The 874-nt window shown below is 60.4% G+C and carries 1 protein-coding gene; it reads right to left on the reverse strand.

The window, feature by feature from the left end; genetic code table 11:
* The coding region (locus ACQ4OE_RS26730; protein ID WP_430948454.1) for an immunoglobulin-like domain-containing protein at nucleotides 1–874 on the reverse strand (874 nt) is incomplete at both ends.

Below are 874 nucleotides of genomic sequence, written 5' to 3' on the forward strand. Positions count from 1 at the left end.
CGCCGCCGATTCAGTGGCGGTCAGTTTGACGGTCGTGGTGTCGATGGTGTCAGTGACATTGGTCACTGCCGGCACGGTGCTCGGAACCAGGTTCTCGAAGTTACCGCCGGTAGCTTCCTTGATCGTAACTTCAACTTTGCCCGCATCTTTGTAGACGTCATCGGCTGGAGCCGCGACGGTTACGGTGCCAGTGGTTTTGCCGGCTTCGATGGTGATCACGGCGCCGTTCGACAGAGTCACGGTCACTGGCGAGCCAGCGGCGTTGGTCAGCGTTGCGGTGTAAACAATCGAACCACCCTCGGCCACAGAACCGGTCGCGCTCAGAGACAGGTTGGTGGTGTCGACGGTATCGGTCACGTTGGTGCTGACCGGGGTTTTGTCAGCCACGAGATTTTCGTAGTTGCCGCCGGTTACGCCAGTAATCGCGTTGGTAATCGGAGCATGACCCGTCAACGCGTCGTTAGGCGCAGTGGTGGTCACGGTGCCGGTGGTTTTGCCGACTTCGATGGTGATGTTTTGGCCGTTGGCCAAGGTCACGACAACTGGCGAACCGGTAACCGGAGCACCGACTATGGCGGTATAGGTAACGGTGCCGCCTTCCGCTGCCGATTCAGTGGCGGTGAGTTTGACGGTGGTCGTGTCGATGGTATCGGTGACGCTGGTGACGGCCGGCGTTGTGCTCGGCACCAGGTTTTCGAAGCTGCCGCCGGTGGCCGTTTTGATTGTTGCCTGAACATTGCCGGCGTCTTTGTAGACGTCGTCTGCTGGCGCTGCAACGGTCACGGTGCCGGTGGTTTTGCCGGCCTCGATGGTGATCACGGCGCCGTTCGACAGGGTCACGGTGACTGGCGAGCCAGCAGCGTTGGTCAGTGTG

Source organism: Pseudomonas sp. WC2 (assembly GCF_050586545.1).
In the GTDB taxonomy this organism is placed as follows: Bacteria; Pseudomonadota; Gammaproteobacteria; order Pseudomonadales; family Pseudomonadaceae; genus Aquipseudomonas.